At 73.0% G+C, this 4,730-nt stretch carries 4 protein-coding genes; 2 read left to right on the forward strand and 2 right to left on the reverse strand.

Features of this window, described 5'->3' with window-relative positions:
* Positions 1-142 precede the first annotated feature (142 nt).
* Complete coding sequence (cds1, locus tag C1J00_RS38380) at positions 143-1,267, forward strand: L-cysteine desulfhydrase Cds1 (protein ID WP_102913517.1); 1,125 nt, start codon at positions 143-145, stop codon at positions 1,265-1,267.
* A 10-nt stretch (positions 1,268-1,277) separates the two neighbouring features.
* Here the strand turns inward: cds1 and C1J00_RS38385 are convergent, their stop codons facing one another.
* Positions 1,278-1,745, reverse strand: a complete 468-nt coding sequence (locus tag C1J00_RS38385; protein WP_102913518.1) for an SRPBCC family protein — start codon at positions 1,743-1,745, stop codon at positions 1,278-1,280.
* Positions 1,746-1,801: 56 nt separating this feature from the next.
* Positions 1,802-2,632 carry a DeoR/GlpR family DNA-binding transcription regulator gene (locus C1J00_RS38390; protein WP_102913519.1) on the reverse strand — a complete coding sequence of 277 codons (831 nt, stop codon included), beginning with the start codon at positions 2,630-2,632 and terminating at the stop codon, positions 1,802-1,804.
* A gap of 290 nt (positions 2,633-2,922) precedes the next feature.
* Between C1J00_RS38390 and C1J00_RS38395 the strand changes: the two genes are divergently transcribed.
* Positions 2,923-4,730 (forward strand): hypothetical protein (locus C1J00_RS38395; RefSeq protein ID WP_102913520.1); only part of this gene is annotated, 1,808 nt, incomplete at its 3' end.

Consider the following 4,730-nt stretch of genomic DNA (forward strand, 5'->3'; position numbering starts at 1 on the left):
CCCTTGCCCCGGGCCCTGCCCCTGGGGGCGCTTTGGGGGGCTCAAAGATGCGTTTATGCAGGTGAGGGGCGTGCGGAAGGTGCTTATGATCGGGGTGTCGGCTGTGCGCCCCCCTTGCCGGCGCACAGCGTTAGGAGCCCCCGTGAGTACCCCCCAGCAGACCCGGACCGGCGTGACCCTCGACGTCGACCACAGCGACGCCGCCTACCGGGCGTGGCTCAAAGAGGCCGTCCGCAGAGTCCAGGCGGACGCCAACCGTTCGGCCGACACGCACCTGCTGCAGTTCCCCCTACCGGAGCGGTGGGGCATCGACCTGTACCTGAAGGACGAGTCGACCCACCCCACCGGCAGCCTCAAGCACCGGCTCGCCCGCTCCCTCTTCCTGTACGGCCTGTGCAACGGCTGGATCCGGCCGGACCGACCCGTCATCGAGGCCTCCAGCGGCTCGACCGCCGTCTCCGAGGCGTACTTCGCGAAGCTGATCGGCGTGCCCTTCATCGCGGTCATGCCCCGCACGACGAGCGCCGAGAAGATCCGCCTCATCGAATTCCACTCCGGCCGGTGTCACTTCGTGGACGACCCCCGCACCATGTACGAGGAGTCCGCCCGCCTCGCGGCCGAGACCGGCGGCCACTACATGGACCAGTTCACCTACGCCGAACGGGCCACGGACTGGCGCGGGAACAACAACATCGCCGAGTCCATCTTCCGCCAGCTGCGCCTGGAGCGGTTCCCCGAGCCGGCGTGGATCGTCGCCACGGCGGGCACCGGGGGCACCTCCGCGACCCTCGCGCGCTACGTCCACTACATGCAGTACGACACCCGCGTCTGCGTGGCCGACCCCGAGAACTCGTGCTTCTTCGAGGGCTGGACCACCGGCGATCCGGACGTCACCTGCGACTGCGGCTCCCGCATCGAGGGCATCGGCCGGCCCCGCATGGAACCGAGCTTCGTGCCCGGCGCGATCGACCGGATGATGAAGGTGCCCGACGCGGCCAGCGTCGCCGCCGTACGCGCCCTGGAACGCGCCATCGGCCGCAAGGCCGGCGGCTCCACCGGCACGGGCCTGTGGAGCGCGCTGAAGATCATCGCGGAGATGGTGTCCGAGGGACGGCAGGGCAGCGTCGTGACCCTGCTGTGCGACCCGGGGGACCGGTATCTCGACAAGTACTACTCCGACGCCTGGCTGGCCGCCCAGGGGCTGGACATCCAGCCGTACACGGCCGCGATCGACTCGCTGCTGAGGACGGGCGTCTGGCCGGACTGACCGCGGGCCCTCAGGTGTTCAGCCGCCGGTCCAGGGCCCGCACGGCGTCCCGGAACGCGCGCGCCTGACCCGCGCGCGCCACCTTCACGGCCAGCCGGTACGCGGCGGTCCCGTCGGTGGCGAAGGTCCACCGCACCCGGGTGCCACCGCCGGCCGGCGCGAGCCGCCACTCCTCGGCTATCGCCCGCACGCCCGGCAGATTGGTGACGTCCACGCGGTAGGCGTACACCTCCGGTGCCTTCGCCGCGATGACCGTTTCCCGGAACCGGATGCCACCGGTGAGGGTGATGTCCCGCCCCGCGCCCGCGTCGACCGGGCGGGCGGCCGACACCTGTGCGAACCACGCGGCCCAGCCGGGCACGTCCTCCAGTGCGCCGTAGACCGCCTCCACCGGAGCGGCCATGTCCCGCTCGAAGACGTGCCGAACGCGAGCCGTCGCCACGAAGTCGAGTTCCACCGGGCGCAGTCGACGAGGCATGGGCGGAGCCCTCCTGGACGGGAGCGGGCGGATGCGCCACCCTGGCCGAGCTCCCGTCAGATGTCTGCGCCGTCCTCGGGCTCCCCGGCCACCACCAGCCGCCGCAGATGCTCCGCGACGACACCGCGCGCCTCGTCCGGCAGGCCGGCGTCCGTCACGAGCGTGTCGACCCGCTCCAGCGAGGCGAACGAACTCAGCCCCACCTTGCCCCACTTGGTGTGGTCCGCGACCACGACCACGCGGCGGGCCGACTGCACGAGCCGCCGGTTCGTCTCGGCCTCCGCGAGGTTCGGCGTCGACAGGCCGGCCTCGACCGATATGCCGTGCACCCCGAGGAACAGCAGGTCGAAGTGGAGCGCCGCGATCGCCTGGTCCGCCACCGGCCCCACCAGCGAGTCGGAGGGCGTGCGCACCCCGCCCGTCAGCACGACCGTGGCCGCACCCTGCCGCGGACCCGAGGTGCGCTGCGCCGCGTGGAACACGTCGGCGACCCGCACCGAATTGGTGACCACCGTGAGATCCGGGACGTCCAGCAGTTGGTGCGCCAGCGCGAAGGTCGTCGTACCGCCCGACAGGGCGATCGCCGCGCCCGGCGCGACCAGCTTGGCCGCGGCGCGTGCGATGTCCTCCTTGGCGGTCAGCTCCAGGCCGGACTTGGCCTCGAAGCCCGGTTCGTGCGTACTCGCCTCGACCACCGGGACCGCGCCGCCGTGGACCTTCTCCAGCACACCCTGGCGGGCGAGCGCGTCGAGGTCGCGGCGGACCGTCATGTCCGACACGCCGAGCTTGCGGGTCAGCTCGTTGACCCGGACACCGCCCCGGCGGCGAACCTCGTCGAGGATCAGGGATCGCCGCTGCTCCGCGAGGAGGTTCTGATTCTCGCTCACGTACGCTCCGGTCCTTTCGCCTCAATGCCGTCCGAACACCCCCCGCACCGGCTCCGACTAGGACATTCTTCCGGGCTCCGGTGCGAGGACGTCCCATCCTCGCATGTCGCGGAGCAGCGGGCGCCACCACGCCCACTCGTCGCGCACATGCCACCGAGGGCCCGGCGGTCACAACGGTTCATCACGGATCGGGGAGATTCCGTGACAGGAGGTGTGCGGCGCCACGGAAGTGGAGATCCTTGTGCGCGCACGGACAGAGCCGACGGCGTGTCACGGGGGAGTGCGAATCAGTGGAACGTGCGCCAGAACATGCGTCGACCGGCGGGCCCGACGGTCCCGCCACGCGACCGGGCGAACCCACAACCGCCCTGGAACTCCTGGTCCACGGCGTGGGCGGTACCACGCCGCAGGAGATGCTCAACGATCCTCGGACGGTACGCGTCACCGGCGACGACACGGCTGCCGTCTTCCGGCGCGCCGACGACGTCGACGCGGAGCACAACCCCGACGACCGCCGCCGCGAGGGACCGGTGCCCGAGGCCTACGTCTGGTGCAACCTCACCTCCGGCAACGGCACCCGCGCCCTGTGGCTGTTGCTGCTGCCGTTCATGGTCGTCAACCTCGCCCACTGGATGCGCCCCTCCGCACACGGCCGCCGCCGCACCGTACGCCTCTACGGCCTCCTGGTCCGGCTCGCGGCGCTCACGCTGACCGTCCTGCTCGTCGCCGCCGCCTGCGAGGTCGCCCTCGACCTGGCGGCCTGGCAGTGCGCGGGCACCACCGCCTGCGCCGACCGCCATTCCTGGCTGGGCTTCCTCTCGCCCGGCGTCTCGGACGGCGGCTGGTGGAGCGCCCCCGGCCGCAGGCTCGCCCTCGCCGCCGTCGTGCCCACCGCCCTGACCGTTCTGCTCTGGTACCTGTCCCGGCGTACGTGGAGCGACTACGAGTCCCAGCAGCCCATCGAACGTGCCGCCGAGCCCGAAGGTGACGGCGGCCCGACCGCACTCGGCCGGCCCGGGTTCTGGTACGGGCGCCGGCTGGTGGCCCGGCTGCGCGCCGCGCACACCGCCGCCGGCCTGATCACGGTCGCCGCAGCGGTCGGCAGCGCCGCCGCCCGCCACGACCGTCGCCCCGGCGGCCCCGCCGTACTCGACGTCCTGGGCCTGATCCTGGAGGCGGCCCTCGCGGCCTGCGCGGTCGCCGTGGTGTGGGTGGTGTGCCGCCGCGGCCGCAGCGAGAGACGGCTGGACCGGAAACTCGACGAGCGTTTCGTACGACGCCTGCCGCTCGTCGCGCTCGTCCTGCTCGCCCTCGCCCTGCTGTACGCCGGGTGGGAGCGCCCGGGGTGGACGTCGGAAGGCCGGCTGCCGGGTGATGCGACCTTCGGCGGGATCGCCCTGGTCCAGGGCCTGCTCGTGATCGTCCTCGGCGTCGTGGCCCACGGTCTGCACCGCACCGACCCCGACCGGCGGGCGGTGCTGCGGGGCCTGGGCGGGCCGGCCGTGGCGATGCTGGCCTGCGCGCTGGGCGGCGTGATGTCCGGCGGCGTGTCACAGCGGGTGTCCGACTGGCTGGACGGCACCGGGGCGTCGATCGAGGGCCCGCCGGTGCTGCTGACCTGGCAGGCGTCCGTGATCCCGCCGCTGCTCGTCGTGCTGCTGGGGCTCATCGGCTGGCTGGCCCATCGCGCCTGGCAGCTCGCCAGCGCCGAGCGCGCCGCCGTGGCACTCGACTACCCGGACGAGGCCGAGGACCCCGCCCGTACCCGCCGCATCGCCTACACCCGTGCCATGGCCTCGCTCACCGACCGGGGCCCCCGCATCGTCGCCGTCACCTCCGGCGCCACTCTGCTGCTCGGCGCCGGAGCCCTCGTGGGCGCCCTGGCCACCGACGAGACCCCGGCCGAGGCCGCGCAGGGCGCCTCCCCCGTCGTCCACGGCGCTGCCGAGACCGCCCAGGCCCTCGGGTCCTGGCTGATCGGCCTCGGATTCATACTCTTCGTCACCTGGGGGCGGCGGGCCTACAAGGACGCCTCGGCCCGCCGCACCATCGGCATCCTGTGGGACGTCGGCACCTTCTGGCCACGCGCCTCCCACCC

The sequence above is a fragment of the Streptomyces cahuitamycinicus genome, assembly GCF_002891435.1.
Classification (GTDB): Bacteria; Actinomycetota; Actinomycetes; order Streptomycetales; family Streptomycetaceae; genus Streptomyces; species Streptomyces cahuitamycinicus.

Bases quoted from the DNA above. Each gene is read 5' to 3' on its own strand.
- C1J00_RS38385 (WP_102913518.1), bottom strand. From the start codon at position 1,745: ATGCCTCGTCGACTGCGCCCGGTGGAACTCGACTTCGTGGCGACGGCT.